Raw genomic sequence first — 18,101 nt, forward strand, 5'->3', positions numbered from 1 at the left:
TTTGAACTTGTCCGTATGTGATTTGTACTTGTCCGTATGTGATCAGGTTTGAACCGCACCGGGCTTTTTTATATAATATACGTGTGCGGGCGCAGATTCTGCGCCTGTATTCATCACAGGGGAGGTTGTTATGTGAATACCTCATAGGGGGCATCAATGGATACTTTTTCTCTGACGATCTGTGATGACGATAAAATAACTCACGAAGTTGTTGCGAAATATCTGCTCAAATTTTATAAAAAGAGAAATGTCGAGCTGCAGCTGCAGCATTTTTATAATGCCAAAACACTTCTCTCTCATGCCGAGGATCAGCAGACGATCCTGATGGATATTGATATGCCCGAAACAGACGGTATTGCGGCATCTGAAAAACTGACCCTGCTCAATCCGAATGTGAATATTATTATGCTGACTTCAAAGCGAGAGCGTTTCAAGGACGCTTTCCGGATTGGGGCCACCCGTTTCGTCACCAAACCCATCGAACTCTCTGAGCTGTATGAGGCCGTAGAGAGCGCGCGCAAAAAACAGAGGACCTTCCCCGACCTGCTTGTAGAAGTAAACGGCCGCCAGTGGAAGATCAATCAAAAAAAGCTCTATATGGCTGAGGCATACCGCAATAAGACAATCCTGTATCTGAAAGACCGAAATATCTCTGTCAATCTCACCTTAAAAAATCTGGAAGCCAGGCTATGCCCTGACTTATTTCTCAGGGTACATAAGAGCTTTCTGGTTAATATGACGCATGTCGCCGATATTCAGGATCGGGTGATCACCTTAAACAACGGCATACGGGCCATGGTATCCTTTCGCAGGGAAACGGACGTCAAAAAGAAGCTCTTTGAGAATGAAGCATACTGGGGGTAACTGATGCAATATGTGGAGTCGGGAGCAATATTGCTATTGACTGTTTTTGAATATCTGTCCTTCTTTTACACCTTCTTTGAGAAACGAGGGTTCCGCAAAAAACAATAATATATCTTCCAGTCACTGCCGCCCTGCTGGGTTCCTTTTTTCTGGCCATAACGCGCTGCCATCGCCTTTCTCAGCTTCTGATCGCCGGAATGATCCTGGGTGCCTTCTGCATTTATTTCTTCCTGATCATTGATTTTAAGACCTTTTTTCAGCTCTTTATCGTCGCCTTCCCAATTTTGGAGATTGCCGGCTCACTCATCCGGTACATATGTAATATCGCCGGCGTGCGGGATGATATCGGAAAGACCCTTCTGACTCTGGCGATCATCGTATCGATGATATGGGGACTTTATGTTGCAAAGCTTAAACAGATGCTTCCGAACAGCTTTATCCTCCCCCTGAAATTCAACTGCATCTATGCCATGCTCCTGTTTGTGATTACTGTCCTCTACTCTTTTTTCACCTCATTTATCGAGAAAAATTATACGGGGCACATATTGTGGCTGGGGCAGATTCTGCTGGTCCTTGGCGGCATCATCATCCTGTACTCCTCATTTTTTATCATCTACTATATCAACGCGAAGATGCGGTCTGATTACGAGCGCTTCGTGACCGAAAAATACATTGAGCAGCAGCGCATCTACTTTGAGCAGCTGCTGGAAAAAGAGAAGGAAACCCGCCAGTATCGGCATGACACCATCGCTCAGCTGGTGCAGATACAGTATTACCTTGAGCATCAGGAAATCCATACCGCGAGGTCATTTACCAGGGAAATGCTGGATGAGATCACAAATATCAGCCGGCAAAATATCGATATCGGCAATGAAATAGTCAACACCATGCTCAACTACTATCTTGCCCCATTGAAAGCGCGAAAATACAAAATCAACATCAAGGGCTTTATGAAAGAGGAGCTTCAAGTCAGCGGCCGCGACCTCTGCATCATCGTGTCAAACCTCCTGAAAAACGCGGTTGAGGCAGTCGAGGTCATGAATCCGGACGAGGGCTTCATAGATATCGAAATATACTCCAGACAGACGACCTGGTATATGAAGGTCATAAACAGCACAAGCAATCAGCAGATCTGCGCGACGACCAAGGCCGACACCGAAAACCACGGCTTCGGACTCTCAAACATCCGCAGATCGGTCGAAAAATATGAGGGGCTTTTTCACACCAATATCAAGGACGGTGTGTTCACAGCAGAGGTATGGCTGAGGGCCTGAGCACAAGTATGACTGAGAGCCTGATGCGGTCAGACGTTTAGCACGATTTTTTAACGTTCGCCTTTTCTCAAGAGAAAAAAAGATCCCCTCTCTGTAAAATAAAAGCGTAACAGGAAATACGCATATTATAGTAAGGAGGGATCATCATGTTTTTAAGCTGTCTTATTGATGTTATTTTGGGACTCTTGCACTGATTACTTTTGAATGTAACGTTATTGAGCAATACCATTGAGCATTCCACACACCGCGTACTGAAGAGTACGCGGTGCTTTTCATTCTTTGACAGGCGCGGACGATTGTCCCCTTTCTCTGACGCAGGCTCACTGACATTTTTTACCTGTTAAACATCACTCTTTCACTGTTAAACATCTTCGCCAGCCCCATTGTCATAAGAATCACACAGACAATATTGCTGATCGTCGCCACCACACAGTTGACCGCGCGAAAGTCCTTTGCGAAGATCGCGGTCAGACACTGCACGCTGTTAAAAAGAGGAATCACATACATTGCTGTTGTCGTCTCCGTGTATGGAATAAACATTCCCGAAAAGCCAATCATGATAACCGCAAATGTCAGGGGCGCGATGCTTGTGCTCGCCTCCCTGATCGATCTCGCGTTTGCTGAAATCAGGCAGGTTATGGCAATCATGACAAGAATGGTCGATAGAACGACAAGCAGAAGGAAAAAGTAATCCTTCCCCCCGTACATGGACGCCTTTAGCTGATCACTGCCAAAGATCTTCGGCATGGACAAAATGATTGCCAGGCAGCTGAAGATCCCGCTTGCCATAGCCAGAATGCCAAGTGACAGGATCTTTCCTATGGCGAGATCCGACCGCTTCACCGGCGTTACAAGCAAGGTTGTAATCGTTCCCCGCTCTTTTTCTCCGGCAATCGAATCCGGCGCCAGAGACATACACACGCTGAACAGGATTGTCATAATCAGCATCGGCAAAAGACCCGAAAGCGTCTTCGCGATGCCCTTCTCATCACTTGCCAGATCATATTGGCCTCCCCCGGCATTGATATCCAGAGCATTGAAAAGGGAGGACTCATAGCTGTTAAAATAAGACTGCAGATATGCGTAGGCCGCCTTGCTCTTGTCATTGCCCGAATTATAGTAGATGCTGATCTCTTCCGCCTTTGTTGGCCGCCCTTCCTTTATCGCCTTCATGCTGCTGTCAAACGTATCTGAGAAAACAACTGCCGCGTCTAATTTTTCGCTCCTGACTTGAGATTGATACTCCTTTAACTGACCGGCCTCTCCCATGCTTTCCATCTCAACATTTTTCAGGCTTTTTAGTGTGGCCAGGCTCTCCGGCAGATGGTACACAGCGATATGGTAGCTTGTCTCCTCTTTTTTCTCGCTGCCATTGATATAAGCTCCCAGTAAGCTGTACATCAGAAAAATCATAATCCCCGGCATGAATACGGATACAAACAAGAGCCTCTTATCCGTGATAAAACGGGTCAGTTCCTTTTTAATAATCGCATTGATATTCTTAAGTCTCATCGCCCACCTCATTTAAATAAATTTCAAAAAAAACCTCCTCCAGACTCTTTTCCCTGGTCAGACTCTCCAGAGTCCCCTCTCTGACCAGCCTTCCCTTCATGATAAAGCCGACCCGGTCGGCCAGCTTTTCTACCAGGTCAAAAATATGCGTTGAAATAATAATGGTCTTCCCACGAGCCTTTTCTTCCCGCAGAAAATCCATAACTGTTCGCGCGGTAATCACATCTAATCCGTTTGTCGGCTCATCAAAAATAATAATTTCCGGATCGTGAACCAGAGAGATTGCGATGGAGACCTTCTGCTTCATTCCGGTAGACAAATCGGCGACCTTACTCTCCGCGAAGCGACTGATCCCGAATCGCTCAAAGAGCTTATTCTTTCTCTCATCTCTTGTTTTCGCGGGCACATGATTCAATTCCGAGAAAAAATCAAAGAGATAATTCGGAGTGAAATAATCCTCTAATTTCAGTTCTGACGTGAGAAAACCGATCTGCGCGCGCACCGCTTCCGGCTCTTTCGAAACACTGCTTCCATTGATGCTGCAGTCTCCCCTGTCCGCTTTTATCAGCGCGGACAGAATGCGCAGGCTGGTTGTTTTGCCCGCGCCATTCGGTCCCAGCAGGGCATAGATTTCTCCCTGGTTCGCCGTAAAACTCAAACCTGACAGGGCGATTTTTTCCCTGCTTTTGCTTTGGTCCAGCCGCTGCTGTTTTCGCGAAATCCTGTATTTCTTTTCTAAATCATGCGCTATAACGATAGCTTCCATACAAATATCTCCTTCTCTTTTGATCAACCCTTTCTGCCATATCTGGCGAAGACAATGATAATCATAATTACCACTAAAACCGCGCTCGCGATTAACACCTTTGTGTTCCTCAAGAGCAAGTTCACCAGTACAATCAATACGAGCAAAAAAGCAAGTAATCCCTGATTCATGTCAATCCTCCTTATCAAACTCTTATTTTGCCAGATAGCCTCCGTCAACCGCCAGAGCCTGTCCTGTGATCATAGACGCCCTGTCGCTCACGAAAAACAAAACCGCGTTGGCAACATCTTCAGCCGTCGCGTATCTTCTCAGTGGTATTTCCCGCATATAAGTCCTGTACCTGCCGGATTGCATCAGCATCTGCTCATTTTTTTCTGTGAGCACAAAGGTGGGAAGCACACTGTTAACCCGTATTCCATACTCCGCCCACTCCAGACACAGGGCGCGCGTTAAATTAATTAATCCCGCCTTGCTGGCGCAATAGGGGGCACGCTGCAGATTCGCGACCTCTCCGTGCTGAGACGCGATATTTACAATGGCTCCTCCTTTCCCCTCCATCATCAGTTTCCCGATACACTGGCTCATAAAAAATGCCCCCTTTAAATTCACCCCTAAAATATGATCCCAGTTTTCCTCAGTGACATCTCTGGCGTATCCCAGGTAGTTAATTCCCGCATTATTGACCAGAATTTCCGGAACCAGCCCTCTCTCGCTTATTTTTCTTCCGAGAGAACGAATCTCTTCAACTTTGCTAATGTCACAGGAGAGAATAATATATTGATCGCCAAATTCACGGCCTACCCTCTCTATGAAGGCCTCCTCTTCTCGAACCGCCTTGTCTAAGTCTGTCCCTATGACCAGGGCTCCTTCTCTTAAAAACATCCGGGTCATTGTCTGCCCGATCGCGCCGAGCGCGCCGGTGATTACGCTCACCTTCTTCTCCAATAACATGGTCCGCCCCCTTATCCGATGCTCTCAATCACCTTGTCGAGCGCTCTGACAGCTCTGGCTATCTCCTCTTTCGTGAGCTCGTAGGGTGGCATCAGCATCAGCCCGGCAGTCCTGCCGGGACATTGAAAGATATACAGGAGCATTCCCTGCCGCAGCGCAAAGGACTCCAGCAGACCAAGTTCATCCATGGATACCGGCTTTTCCTCATTATCCACCAGATCAATCGCAATCATAAGCCCCTGTATCCTGATCTCTCTGACACGGGGCTGGCCTTGTCTTAAGACCTCTAATAATGTCCTCCACTGATCCGATTGCCGGTTAATTGTTCTGATCATCTTCTCATCAATCAGCCGAAGGGTCTCGCACCCGATCGCGCAGGCAATCGGATTTCCGTTCTGTGTCGAAAAATGATTGATATACTCCTTCTTTGACGCGTACGCGTCTGCTATTCTCCTGTTGATCAGCACGGCCCCCATTGGCATAATCCCATTCGTGACCGCCTTCGAAAGACATAGAAGATCCGGTTTTACAGAAAACTTCTCAGACGCGAATTTACAGCCGGTTCGGCCGAATCCTGTAGCGACCTCGTCCGCAATCAGGACAACCCCATATCGCCTGATCAGATCAAAGAGCCTTGTCTGATACCAGTCCGGCAGGCTGATAATCCCACCCGATCCCATAACCGGCTCCAGGAGGACTGCGGCGACATCTTGCTCCCGAAAATTTTTCTCCAGGTCCTTCAGATACTCCTCTCTCTCTTTCTCTTCCTTCTCAGCGCCATTGGTTCCCGGGAAAAACGGCGTTCGTAAGAATCGGACTCCTTCCATCAACGGAGCGTATTCCACCGTCTCCCTTACCATACCGCTGACAGACATAGCCGCACAGGTCGTTCCGTGATAGGACATGTCAAAAGACAATATCACCTTCCTTTCCGGCTGCCCGCTGATATGCATATATTTTCGGGCGATTTTCACTGCGCACTCCACCGCCTCAGAACCTGAGCAGGCATAGACCAGCCTGACAAATCCCCCGCCCGCATAATCAATCATTTCATCCGCGAACTGGTCTGTTATGGGCGATGACGCGCTGATCAGGTTGACATAGTGCAGGGTATGACACTGCTCCGCAATGATCCTCTCATATTGCCGCAGGCCATAGCCCAGGGGCACATTCCACAGTCCGCTGTTCAAATCAAGGTATCTTCGCCCGTTTTCATCCAGGACATAGCTTCCCTCTCCTCTTTGGATGAGAATACTCTGGCTCTGTTTGTTCACATTGGACAAAGGATAGATCACACTGTTTTTTGCCATACTCATCCTCCTAACATATGCAGATCCTGCAGCTTTGAAATCACCTGTCGATACGCTTCCTGAATTGACCTTTTCTCCTCCTCGGTCGCGTATCCGAAGGCCCTGGCGCACGCCTCGATATCACAGCCTCTCGCCGCGATTTCACTCAATCGGAAGAAATTCTCATTGACCCGAAAGACCTTTGCCCTTCGAATCGAAAAGAGAATGTACTCCCTCTCTCCTGCCCTTTTCTCCATCAGAAAGCTGTCCTCATCCAGGATAAACTCTTTCGATTGACACAGATCCTTCTGATTCAGAGGAGTAACCACTCTGATATCATCCTCCGGCCTTAAGATCCTGGAATTGAAAATAAACTTCAGAGCCAGCAATGACTTATACAGATAAGAAAATCTCATCTCGTTTGTCATCAGCTTGCAAAAGTCCTCCTGCGACAAGAATTCCGGAAGGGCGATGCATTTGCTGCAGCTTTCCCGGCTCCCGCAGTTTACGCAGTCCCTGTGATTCGCCGCCGCGGACTTGTCCCGCTTGATTCTGACGGATAGGCGAAAGAAGGGCTCCCCTGCCGTCCCGGCGCAATAGTCAGAAGTCAGACAGGGATACAGGCCGCTTCTTTTCACCCGCAGCCGCTGCATGGAATCCACCGAGCAATTGCTCGAATTACAGAAGCGGCACATGTCAATCATATCCGGCTTCCACATTCTGTTTTGCCTGACCAGGCCTGTCCTCGCGTATTCCCTCATATCCGCGAGAAAGGCATCCAAATCTTCTCTTCTGTAGATTCCCACATACGTGTTCATCTCAGCACCGTCCGGCGGCTCCCGATATTGGGCGTATCCGGTAAAAAGAAATCTCTTTTCACTCTCCCCTCCGTTCATCACGAGTCGACTGCAGCCCTCCTCTCTGATGATCTGTGTCGCATTTGACGCAAGATAACCGGTACGACTGACCCGGTTAAAATCCATACTGCCCGCCCCTCTGACAAAGAGATTGTGGTTCATACCGACGTAACCCGCGATCCCCTTCAAAAGATCCTCTGAGATATCTTCCATACAGATATGTTTTGTGACCATATTTTCTCTCTGTGCCGACGGATAAAGACCCGTCAGGAAAAATCTGGTCCCTCTCCAAAGCGCGGAGTCATCATATTCCCTGTCCAGGCTTTCGATCGGATACATGTGTATCTTCAGGTCCGCGCATTCTGTGGATAAAATCACAGAAAAGTCCTTGACATAGCGGGTATTGGACGGATTCACCAGGATGCCGACATGATTCATGTCATAGGCCCGAATTTCTTCAATCAGCTCATACACATTGGGTAAAAGCTCTATTTCCAGTACCTGTGCGCGATAGCTGTCTTGCAATTTCTCCCGGACCTCTTCTGTGTGGCGGTCTTTTCTGAGAGCGTAAAGACCATTTTCCTCCCTCACAAAATTAATAAGCAGCATTCTCTCCAATGTAATTCCTCGCTTTACTGTAATATCTGACACAAAAACTGCCCTCTCCGGCAAGAACGACAATCCATAATAAGATCCGGCCAATCTGCATGCCAGTGTCTGACAGCTTCAATAATTCCAGGTAGGTCATCACGGCCCTGGCGAACAGATACCAGAGGCAGACGCTATAGGCCAGACAGGCAGCCCCATACAGGGCCAGAAGGCTCTTCTTCTTCTCTTGCAGCATGGAATAGGACCCATGTCTCAAGAGAAAGAGCATCGTGAGCGAGACCGATTTATCATACAAATAGTTGATCCCACTGATGTTTCGAATCAACCAGTAACCGTCAAATTTAGCGAATGGAATCAGGTTTACGATGAAACTGCCCAGGTTGAAGGCTCCAAACATGAGCAGGCAGGACATAAGCCTCTCAGCTTTGGCAAAGGCCGGAATCAAACAGAGGGAGAAGAAAAAAAGCTCCAGATTCATCAGGACACCTGCCAGGGAGGTGACGATCCCATGCATTCTCTTAGAGCTCCGATAGATATCGCTCACATCGGAATAAAATGTCGGAAAGCCAAAGTAAAGCTTCAGCCCAAAGCGCCCGTACATTCCCGTAAATTTCCAACAGGCGGCGAGATGGCCTGTCTCATGAAAAATTCCGCTGATCAGATAAATCAGATACATCGCAATCACCGCAGACCATCGCGTCTCTGTAACGACTGTGGTGACCGCGCGCAGATAGACCGGATAAAAGAGCTTAACCATGGACAGCATCGCGACAAGAGAAAGAAAAAGCAGGGCCAGACCGCCCTTTGAAATAAAGCCCGCCCAAAAGCCGATCCATTTTTTACAGATCCTGCTGTTCCCAAAGCTCACAATCGAACAGTCAAACACATTCCTCTTTTCTCTTCTGACATCAGCGCTTTTTCCGATGAAACCAAACTGCTCAAACTTGGACTGCAGAAAGCGCTTTTCCTCCGGACGAAGAGAGGGCATCTCCTCTCCCGCCGGAACCGGAATCACTTCTTCTCCGATCAGATCATAGAGAAACCGCGTTTCCCTGCTGCCCAGTTTTACATACTTTCCCGTCCCGCAGTTCTTCACCATGAAACAGTCGTCTAACAAAGTAAAATCAAGCTTCTTATTTTTACTCAGCATATCCCCAGAGCCCTTATCTCTTCATTGCCCCTCTTGCGGCTTTTCTCCTGACTGCGGACATACTTCTCGGTCAATTCCAGAAGCATCTGATAGCTTCTTGTTCTGTAATCCCTGTCATAGCCGCGATACTGTTTTACCAGCGCCTGCTTCGCGTCCTTGAAATAATCATCCAGGCGGTTCACATACCGCTCGTCATATAGTTTTCGAAGACAGCTAATTACCTCTCTGTGGCTCATCACGTAAACCATTCCCTCCAGATATGACCTGACCGCCCTGAAATAGGTCATCTCGTCCTCAGAGATTTCTCTGTCCTCCAGAATTCGCAGGATCAGCTCCAAAAGCTGAAGGGCTCTCTCATAGTCCTCCTCGTATACATAGAGCATGGCCTTGAAATAGAGGAGATCGACACCATACTTTGAACCTGTACACGATTCCTCAAGATGATATCCCGCGAAATCCGTCAGCGTGTTGCTCTGCAGAGCATGCTGGTAATAGCTGATATCACTGATCAGATAGGAGACATTCTTCTCGTCGATCAGCTCGGGATGATAGACCAGCTTCTGCACGTGATAGCGCGTATTATCCGCCTCAAAATCATTTTTTGTCGCCACATTCATCTCTGAAAATCCCGGCACAATGATGTGATAGCTCGGAAAGCCAAGATAAGACGCGTCGTGAATGAGAAGATCATATCCCTCCTGTCTTATGATATTGACAGCGTAGGAAAGCATTTCCTGATTATCGGCTCTTGTAAAATCCCTTGGCTTTACAAAGGGATAGTCATAATCCTCTCCAAACAGTTGATAGGGATAGGCGGCATCCCCTGTCTTAAAGCTGTTCTGCAGGTTATTGACATTGCTCACATTGCTGTTGCTGAACAGGAGATAGGATTTCTTTGAAAATGTTTTCAGGTCAATCCCCTGGGTTGCCTCTGTAAAGAGACGTTCCATCGCGATGTGATAATCAGGATGCGATCCCATTTTCACACCGAACCAGCCGCTGTTTTTATCCGCGATCACCAAAACGCACACCGGATACCTGCCGCCCAGAGAGCCGTCCTTGATATAGATATTAAAGTTTCTGTTCCTTTTTACCGTCTGGTACATCCTGTAAATATCTTCATATTTTCTGATGTAGGATTCGGGAATGTCCGGGAGACACAGCTGTTTCATAATCAGTTCCTTTTGGACGCGCCTCTCGAAAATTTCTGACAACCCCTGCACCAGAGCCTCCTCGATCGTGTTTCCCGCGCACATTCCATTGCTCCCGTAGAACATGTTCTGCATGAAATACGGAATATACACGTCCTTTTTTTCACAGACAGAAAAATAGGGTACACAGAGAAAATCTCTTGTGCGATGCACATTATAATCAAGCTTCTGATATCTTCTGAGCAATTCTGACTTATCGCACTGCCGCTCGTCGTCTGTTCTCGTTTGAAAAAAGAATCTGAGAAAGGCGTTTTCCTCCCGGATAAGCTCCTCCGCGGACAGGAAGCTCTCATCCGTGAAAATGTAATGGTCATTTTTCTTCTCGTGAAGGACATTGTTAAAAGTCGCGTTCGCTGCCATCTTGTTATTTTGAAGGCGCTCTATAAATTCAGCATAGGCACTCGCTCTCGCGAATTCCTTCGACATCCCCTTCCCATTACTGCCTGCGGATGAATCCTTAAGAGAGAGTCTCAGAGAGCAGGTGTTGATCTCCTGATTCTCCAGAACCGATTCCCGGGTCTCTATCTTGAGCTCAGACAAAATACCCCGGATCCGCTGAATTGTCATATCCGGCGTGGTGTCCTTGTGTTTGGACGCGCTCAATTCTCTTAAATTTTGGTCTTGACTCATTCTCCATTCCCCCTTCCTCTCATGTAGCGGATAATCCTTTTTTTGCCATTCCACACCAACATTTCTACGGCGGTAAACAGCAGGAGCAAGACGCTTACCACTGTAATAACCGTTGTAAACTGGACCAGCAGGTCTCCGGGATGATTCATTGGTTCATGACGCGCGACCGTCTGATTGAAGTAATTCATCCCAATGCAAAATAAAGAGAAGACATTGGCGCAGAGCAGGGCAGACCTTTCCTCCTCACTGATGAGGGCTGAGGCGATGAGCGCATAGAGAAGCGTCAGGGCCAGCGCGGCTCCGCCCGTATGCAAAAAGATGCTTCCAATCCAGTAAATAAAAACCAGAATCAACAGATTGCGAAAAATATCTCCCCTTCCTCTTGCGCTCTTGGCGTCATAGAGGTCTGTCGTTATCACGTTTTTGATATTGGAGATATTCTCTGACTCTATGATTCGGTTCTTATAATTCAAATTTCCATATCCTGTCAGGAGCTTAAAGACCTCCTCCGACAGACCCGCTGCCATTTCCATCAGCTCAAAGCTCAGTGACGGGGCAATGCCGCCGACTTTTTCCATGTCCGGATCAATATAGAAAAAATCACTGAATCTCGCTGTCCCCCTGCCCAGATAGGTCGGGCCGAGAAGCTGCCTGGTTCCGTTCATAATTCCACACACATAAGGACAGTTTAATTTCTCACAGGCCTCATCCAGCCATCTGGATATGTATATCGGCGAGTCAAAGGACTTTACAACCACATCCGGTCTTGTATTGACAAGCAGGTCCTCCAGGGCTTCTTTACAATCCACCCTTTGATGGATCGGATAGATTTTTGTATTCGGATTTATTTTTTTCAGCTTGCTCCCAAGGACTTCTTCCTTTGATTTTCCGATATCGTCCGTGTCGTACAGGAGCTGACGGTTCAAATTGCTCTCCTCAACCACATCGCTGTCCACAAGGAAAACATGACCAATCCCCAGGGCCGCCATGTTCCAAGCAACATGACTTCCGATTCCTCCACAGCCCAGAATCAGAACTCTGGCACTCTCTAATTTATTCCTGCACCCGTCCATATGCAGAAAGTACTCAAAGGATGACTCCCTGGAATACCGGCCACAGGCCTGAATCGGAAAGGGAAGCAATATCTGCACTTTTTTCCACTTGTCGATTTGCTCCTTCCCATAGCTGCGGACCAATTCCTCCTCGTCAATTCCCTCCTCTCTCCTCAGATCATCGATTTGCTCTCTCGGATAAAAGGTCTTGTCGACATAGGGAAAATAAACTTCATCGGAAGCATTCATGATGATTGGCTGATATCGGTTTAAGTAGAGTTTCATACATGCCCTCATCTGAGAAATCAAGGTATCAGTACCGCGATCGCGGAAAGCGCCATCATCGGAATATACAGCGTGCATAAGAGACCGTAGATACAGAAAAATACTCTCTCCTCCTCCGCGATATTCATCTGTCTCACCTTGACGCCCGCTTTCATTCTGCTGATTGCGCGGTCATCCCTGCGTATCCATTTCATGAAAAAAGTCCCGAAGAATTGGGTGACCTCTTCAAGACTCCTCTCATACAGGTGAGGAATCCCCAGAAGGTCCTGCAGGACAAAGTATCCGTCCAGTTTGAAGAAAACGACCAGGTTTGCGGCTGCTAAAAGGATATTGAGCATGGCATTGACCAGGAGAATCGATCTTCCCGCGCCTGTCAGAAATCTCCCGGCAATAAGCGACAGACCTCCCAATAAGCAGTTCATCAGAACTCCCGCAAACAAGCACTTCATTCGGTCTCTTCGCCTTGGCAGTAATCTCGAAAAGCTGATGTTCGTATAGGCTACGGGATAGAGCCCGTAGATCATCAGCCCAAGATCCGGAACAGAGACTCCAAGATTCCTGGTGACGGTCAGGTGAGCGAACTCATGCAGCACAGTGATCAGAAAAAACAGTATGAAATAGAAGTAAAAGGGGCATTGAAGATACAGGGTCGGCTGTAAAATCGCCTCCCTGTCGTCTCTCCACATCCATAGACCAAGGCCTAAAACCGGCAGAGACGTGTAGAGAAAGATAAAACTCAGTATCTTCAGCCGCCATGATTTGGTCTGTGCGAAAGAATTTCCACTGATCAGCTTTAACTTATATCGAAGGAATCCGACGCGAAAAAAGCGCCTGTTTTTCCTTTCCATAGCGCCTTCTGGAATCAGCACTCCCATATTCAGGAAAATCTCTGTCAGTCTGTCGATCTGTTCCTCGGAAAAGTCCGGACAGCTTCTGACGATATCCTCGCGGGTTTGATTCTCTTCAATTCCCCTGATCAGCTGGAACTCTTTTTCTCCTATGACATAGTTTTTCTGTTTTGCCTCTACATATACAGAATATCTGCCCTGGCCAATCTCCATAATATTCAGGCCGCGCGAAAGTCTATATCTTTTCTCTTCACTCATATTGTTTCATAAAAGGGGGCTGTGAAAAGCGAAAGCAAATGCCCTTCGTCACTTCACAGCCCCGCAACTTCATTCAATCATTCACAGCTGAGGGTTTCAGGTCTTCAGGTCGCAGCCATAAGGACACCGCCGACAACAATCACTCCATAGCAATAGCCTTCCCAGAAGTCATCCATCATCTGCTCTTCTGATTCCATTTCTTCGATAAGAAGATTCATGTGTCCCTCCTTTCCGGTCAGGTGAATGTAACAATCACGCCGATCGTTACACCTACAGCTGATGCAACCAGATAGAAGTCCTGATTTGACATCATCTGCTCCACATCTTCCATTTCTTCAAGCTGCAGTTTCATAGTCTTTCCTTTCGAATCGCCGAAATTAACATGCCAAATATGCTGCACCTGCAACAACTGCAATCGATGCCCCGCCTGCCGCAAAGCCGGCAACAGCTCTGCCGCTTACAGGAGCCTCAAGTGACTCAACTTCTTCAATTGCGAATTCTTTCATCATTGCTTCCATGGCGTCTCCTCCTTTCTCTTTAGAATTACGAGCTTCATCCTTTCACTGCCGTCAGCAAAACTCTCTTTCCCGGCGATTTGGAAATTTGTTCTGCCAATCAGCCGCTGAAGCTCGTCCTCCAGTATCATTTTTTTATTTGATACAGCCGAATACAGTTGTAAACGGCCAATGGAGTCTTTTTTGATGGACAAAAACTGTCCATATGCCCGACCCAGCATCCGATCGATCCTCTCATAGCTGAAACAGATCTGATCATCCAGGACAATAGGTCTGATCCGTGGCTCTGACAGCTGCTCGTAGTCTCTGATATCGAAGGCGAAGCACCCTCTCTCTGTCAAAAGACCTTCCAGCCTGCCAAAGAGCTCTGCCGTCTTCTTTGGGTCATCCATGAGAATACAGAGCGTTATGGCAGGCAGAAAAATAAAATCAAACTGCTCTTTTAAGTCCAGGGAAAAAACATCCTGCCTGAGCACATGGATTTTTTTGGCAATTGGGGCGGGCAGCCTCTTCTTCTTGTCCTCCAGAATCGAGAGCATGTCCTCCGACACATCTATGCCGGTAATATCAAAGCCATTTTGAGCAAACGGAATCGTCATTCTCCCATTTCCGCAGCACAGCTCTAAAACCTTATTCCCACTCTCCATTGCCAGGGAAAGGAATAGAGAAAGCTCCTCCTCCCCTGCCTGAAAGGTGTCATAGATCTCTGCAAAGGGCTGCGAATACGGGTCCGACGGAATGATGACATCGGAAAACTTTCTCTGAATTTCGTCAAAAAAATGATCCTCTCTCATAGCTGTCACCATTTCATCTGCTTCTCTGTCTGCTGATTCCTATCATAAACACTTTGATTTCCTTGAAAAGACGCACAAAGCCCACCGTCAGGGAAAGAGGATGAACGTTGGAATATAGATGATCGCTTCAATAAAGATGAACATATAAATCAAAAAGTAAATCAAAAAACGTCCAATAAAAAAGACATCCGAGTTTCTCAACTCAGATGTCTCTTGCCGTGTTTTATATTTCCTTTTTCTGCTTTCCTTTCAGAAGCCTGTCTCTCCCATCCTTAAGCTTCTGTTTCTCAGCTCTTTCAGCCCCTGTAAGTCACTTCTGCCCCGGCAGCCTGTAAGAGGACTTGAGTCCCACAATCCGGTTGAAGACCGGCGCACCCGGCCTGGAATCTCTTAAGTCTGCCACAAAAAAGCCCTGGCGGACGAACTGAAACTTCTCCTCTGCCTCCGCCTCTGCCAGAGCGGCTTCCACATAGGCCTCCCGCACAGTCAGGGAATTGGGGTTCAAATTGAGAGAGCCATCCTCATTGTAGACGCCCTTATCTTCATCAATGATGTTCTCATAGAGGCGAACACTCACCTTTTTGGCTGTCGCCGCATCCACCCAGTGGATGGTTCCTCTGACCTTGCGGCCGTCGACGGAATCGCCTCCCCTGGTCGCGGGATCATAGTTACAGTGGATTACCGTCACCCTGCCATCCTCATCCTTTTCGCAGGAGGTGCAGGTCACATAGTAGGCGTTCATGAGGCGAACCTCATTGCCGGGATACATGCGGCGGTATTTTTTAGCGGGGACCTCCATAAAGTCGTCCCGGTCGATGTAGAGCTCTCCGGAGAAGGTCACTTCTCTCTCCCCCAGCTCCGGGTTCTCCTTGTTGTTGGGCACGATCAGGGTCTCCGACTGTCCCTTGGGATAATTGTCGATGACAAGCCTGACGGGATCGAGAGCCGCCATCATGCGCTTTGCCTTGCCCTTTAAATCCTCGCGGATACAGTACTCCAACTCCGGGTACTCAATGGCGGAGTTGGCCTTGGAGACTCCGGTCAGTTCTACGAACATGCGGATGGATTCCGGGGTGAAGCCCCGCCTGCGCAGGGCGGCGATTGAGACCAGGCGGGGATCATCCCAGCCGTCCACAATTCCATCCTCCACAAGACGCTTGATATAGCGCTTGCCGGTGACGACATTGCGCAGGTACATCTTGGCAAATTCAATCTGTCGCGGGGGCATTTCAAAGCCGCAGTTGTCTACGACCCAGTCATAGAGGGGCCTGTGATCCTCGAATTCCAAAGTGCAGATGGAGTGGCTGATTCCCTCAATGGCGTCTTCAATGGGATGGGCGAAGTCATACATGGGATAGATACACCAGGTATCGCCCTGACGATGATGCTCCATATGGGCCACCCGATAGAGAATGGGATCTCTCATGTTGATATTGGGAGAGGTCATATCAATCCTGGCGCGGATCACCATAGCGCCGTCCTCGTATTTTCCCGCCCTCATATCCTCAAAGATCTGAAGACTCTCTGCTGCCGGCCGCTTGCGGTTAGGATCATCTTCCCCCGGCTCTGTCAGACTCCCTCTGGTCTGCCGGATCTGATCCGCATTCAGATCAGAGGCGTAGGCCTTGCCGTCCGCGATCAGCTTCCTGGCGTAATCGTACATCTGATCGAAATAGTCAGAAGCAAAATAGAGATGGTCTTTCCAGTCCACCCCCAGCCAATGAATATCCGCCTTAATTGCCTCGACGAACTCATCCTTCTCCTTGGTCGGGTTGGTATCATCAAAGCGCAGATGAAATTCTCCCCCATATTCCTGAGAGAGACCATAGTTGAGAAGTATGGACTTGGCGTGCCCGATGTGCAGATAACCGTTGGGCTCCGGCGGAAAACGGGTTGTCACATGGTCATAGACTCCATCCGCCAGATCCCTATCAATCGCCATCTCAATAAAATTGCGGGAAACTTTCTCCCCAGCCCCTTCTCTTGCCGTCATCTCTTCTGCCATTTTCCTGTCCTTACCCATTCTTCTCTACTGTTTCTCTCTGAAAAGCGCTCCACGATTATTCCGTTGCCCCGGATCGCAGTCTTAGCAGTGCAAGACTTTGTCCCCGCCATCACAATGTCTTTCTCTAAATCACATGCTTGTGGTTAAAGAGGTGATCCTGACAGTACTCGTAATTTCCGTTGCACTTGGAGCAGAAGCGGAATTCCAGCTCGGGATTCGTGATCTCCGTCCTGCCGCAGACGGCGCATTTATGTCTGCTGATCGGCCCCCGCGACTGGGAAGCACTCCCCGGATTCTGACTGCCGAAGCGGCCTCTGTCACTATTGTCAGACGGCTGTCTCTGTCCGCCCGAGAAGGGGTCCTGCCCCTGGTAGTGAAAACCGGACCAGGGAGTTTTATTCCCTGCCCCTTTGCCAAAGCCTCTCTGTCCAAAGGTCGGATTAGCGGACCATTTTTTCTTCCGATTGCTCAGGAAGAAGATGAAGAAGTTAAGCAGAGACGCGATAATCGCCACTCTTCCGCCCCAATCAGTCGCCAGCAGCTCATACAGAGTCAGGCCCGCGTAGACAATGGCCAGCCAGCGCATCTTGATGGGAATCACAAAATAGAGATATACCTGCATATCCCCATAGAGGACGGCAAAGGCCAGAAAAATCGACATATTGATATAGGAGGTCGAGAAGAAAGTCCCGATATTGGAGATGTTCTGACCCGGGTAGAGAATTCTGGCCACCCCGTAGAGGAGAAAAGCGCCGATGACCGTGAAGAGAATTCCGCTGAAAATATAGACGTTAAAGCGGAAGGTTCCCCAGGTCTGCTCTAAGACCCGTCCCAGCTGGTAGTAAAAGAGCATCATGATCAGGCCCCAGAAAATACTGTAAGAGGGCGGAATCATCACCCAGGTGATCAGACGCCAGATCTCGAAATGGTAAATGATCCTGGCGGGCTCTAAGGTCATCATAGCAATAAAATTAGCCCCGCTTGAGAGAGAGGCAAAATATAAGATATAGCCGATGATATAGCCGCCGATCAGCCAAAGAGTCAGGTTGGGAATCGCGTAGCGGCCCAGCCTTCTCTCCAATTTATCAAGCATAGTTTTCTCCTTGCAGATGAAGAGGAAAAGTCCCTCTTTCGTTGGATTTCACTATTATATGAAACCCCAGATTTACTGTCAATTTGACGACAAATCCGGCTATCTGTACCTCATATTGTACTTTGCTTCCATTGTGCC

16 protein-coding genes are annotated in these 18,101 nt (G+C 48.2%); 2 read left to right on the forward strand and 14 right to left on the reverse strand.

Annotated features, from left to right (window positions below; translation table 11 throughout):
• The first annotated feature begins 156 nt into the window (after nucleotides 1-156).
• Entirely contained in the window at nucleotides 157-864 is a 708-nt protein-coding gene (locus GCWU000342_RS01510) for a LytR/AlgR family response regulator transcription factor (protein ID WP_006905416.1), read from the forward strand.
• A gap of 197 nt (nucleotides 865-1,061) precedes the next feature.
• Nucleotides 1,062-2,138, forward strand: coding sequence for a GHKL domain-containing protein (locus tag GCWU000342_RS01515; RefSeq protein WP_006905417.1), 1,077 nt, complete (start codon nucleotides 1,062-1,064; stop codon nucleotides 2,136-2,138).
• A gap of 333 nt (nucleotides 2,139-2,471) precedes the next feature.
• Here the strand turns inward: GCWU000342_RS01515 and GCWU000342_RS01520 are convergent, their stop codons facing one another.
• From GCWU000342_RS01520 to GCWU000342_RS01575, 14 genes are all read right to left on the reverse strand, one after another.
• Nucleotides 2,472-3,650, reverse strand: coding sequence for an ABC transporter permease (locus GCWU000342_RS01520; RefSeq protein WP_006905420.1), 1,179 nt, complete (start codon nucleotides 3,648-3,650; stop codon nucleotides 2,472-2,474).
• On the reverse strand, nucleotides 3,640-4,416 hold the full coding sequence (locus tag GCWU000342_RS01525; protein ID WP_006905421.1) for an ABC transporter ATP-binding protein: 777 nt from the start codon (nucleotides 4,414-4,416) through the stop codon (nucleotides 3,640-3,642). Before GCWU000342_RS01525 ends, GCWU000342_RS01520 begins: the two co-directional genes overlap by 11 nt.
• A 23-nt stretch (nucleotides 4,417-4,439) precedes the next feature.
• Nucleotides 4,440-4,586 (reverse strand): hypothetical protein, encoded by a 147-nt coding sequence (locus GCWU000342_RS10390; protein WP_006905422.1) that lies wholly within the window; start codon nucleotides 4,584-4,586, stop codon nucleotides 4,440-4,442.
• A 22-nt stretch (nucleotides 4,587-4,608) separates the two neighbouring features.
• Nucleotides 4,609-5,367 (reverse strand): SDR family NAD(P)-dependent oxidoreductase, encoded by a 759-nt coding sequence (locus GCWU000342_RS01530; RefSeq protein WP_006905423.1) that lies wholly within the window; start codon nucleotides 5,365-5,367, stop codon nucleotides 4,609-4,611.
• Nucleotides 5,368-5,378: 11 nt separating this feature from the next.
• Nucleotides 5,379-6,677: an aminotransferase family protein gene (locus GCWU000342_RS01535; protein ID WP_045000113.1), complete on the reverse strand. Its 1,299-nt coding sequence runs from the start codon at nucleotides 6,675-6,677 to the stop codon at nucleotides 5,379-5,381.
• A gap of 2 nt (nucleotides 6,678-6,679) precedes the next feature.
• Complete coding sequence (locus GCWU000342_RS01540; protein WP_006905425.1) at nucleotides 6,680-8,122, reverse strand: hypothetical protein; 1,443 nt, start codon at nucleotides 8,120-8,122, stop codon at nucleotides 6,680-6,682.
• Complete coding sequence (locus GCWU000342_RS01545; protein ID WP_006905426.1) at nucleotides 8,109-9,272, reverse strand: zinc metalloprotease; 1,164 nt, start codon at nucleotides 9,270-9,272, stop codon at nucleotides 8,109-8,111. The genes GCWU000342_RS01540 and GCWU000342_RS01545 overlap by 14 nt, the downstream gene beginning before the upstream one ends.
• Entirely contained in the window at nucleotides 9,266-11,113 is a 1,848-nt protein-coding gene (locus tag GCWU000342_RS01550; RefSeq protein ID WP_006905427.1) for a YcaO-like family protein, read from the reverse strand. Before GCWU000342_RS01550 ends, GCWU000342_RS01545 begins: the two co-directional genes overlap by 7 nt.
• On the reverse strand, nucleotides 11,110-12,450 hold the full coding sequence (locus GCWU000342_RS09855) for a HesA/MoeB/ThiF family protein (RefSeq protein WP_006905428.1): 1,341 nt from the start codon (nucleotides 12,448-12,450) through the stop codon (nucleotides 11,110-11,112). The genes GCWU000342_RS01550 and GCWU000342_RS09855 overlap by 4 nt, the downstream gene beginning before the upstream one ends.
• Before the next feature lie 20 nt (nucleotides 12,451-12,470).
• Nucleotides 12,471-13,556, reverse strand: coding sequence for a M50 family metallopeptidase (locus GCWU000342_RS01560; RefSeq protein WP_006905429.1), 1,086 nt, complete (start codon nucleotides 13,554-13,556; stop codon nucleotides 12,471-12,473).
• 377 nt (nucleotides 13,557-13,933) lie between these two features.
• Entirely contained in the window at nucleotides 13,934-14,074 is a 141-nt protein-coding gene (locus tag GCWU000342_RS10395) for a hypothetical protein (protein ID WP_156784462.1), read from the reverse strand.
• The gene (locus GCWU000342_RS09860; RefSeq protein WP_006905431.1) at nucleotides 14,062-14,877 is read right to left on the reverse strand and encodes a class I SAM-dependent methyltransferase; all 816 of its coding nucleotides are present in this window, start codon (nucleotides 14,875-14,877) and stop codon (nucleotides 14,062-14,064) included. The genes GCWU000342_RS10395 and GCWU000342_RS09860 overlap by 13 nt, the downstream gene beginning before the upstream one ends.
• A 298-nt stretch (nucleotides 14,878-15,175) precedes the next feature.
• Nucleotides 15,176-16,870, reverse strand: coding sequence for a glutamine--tRNA ligase/YqeY domain fusion protein (locus GCWU000342_RS01570; protein ID WP_242649958.1), 1,695 nt, complete (start codon nucleotides 16,868-16,870; stop codon nucleotides 15,176-15,178).
• A 124-nt stretch (nucleotides 16,871-16,994) separates the two neighbouring features.
• Complete coding sequence (locus tag GCWU000342_RS01575) at nucleotides 16,995-17,963, reverse strand: rhomboid family intramembrane serine protease (RefSeq protein ID WP_006905433.1); 969 nt, start codon at nucleotides 17,961-17,963, stop codon at nucleotides 16,995-16,997.
• Between the last annotated feature and the right edge of the window lie 138 nt (nucleotides 17,964-18,101).

The sequence above is a fragment of the Shuttleworthella satelles DSM 14600 genome, assembly GCF_000160115.1.
In the GTDB taxonomy this organism is placed as follows: domain Bacteria; phylum Bacillota; class Clostridia; order Lachnospirales; family Lachnospiraceae; genus Shuttleworthia; species Shuttleworthia satelles.